At 52.1% G+C, this 265-nt stretch carries 1 rRNA gene; it reads left to right on the plus strand.

Annotated elements, in window-relative coordinates:
• Nucleotides 1–154: 154 nt before the first annotated feature.
• Nucleotides 155–265, plus strand: a 5S ribosomal RNA gene (gene rrf, locus IB266_RS31350); the annotation flags it as partial.

Consider the following 265-nt stretch of genomic DNA (forward strand, 5'->3'; position numbering starts at 1 on the left):
TTGTAAACTCCAAGCCCCAGGGCGAAAGAGACCAGATTGCGGTGTGTGAAGACGAAACGAACCGAAAGTTCGAGACGCTCAACCGCAACACACAAACTATCGCATACCCATTCGCTGGAACGTGACCACAAGGCACGTGCTGGCTACCGAATTTCTTGACGACCATAGAGCATTGGAACCACCTGATCCCATCCCGAACTCAGAAGTGAAACGATGCATCGCCGATGGTAGTGTGGGGTTTCCCCATGTGAGAGTAGGTCATCGT

The organism is Pseudomonas sp. Pdm06 (genome assembly GCF_014851795.1).
Classification (GTDB): Bacteria; Pseudomonadota; Gammaproteobacteria; order Pseudomonadales; family Pseudomonadaceae; genus Aquipseudomonas; species Aquipseudomonas fluorescens_AA.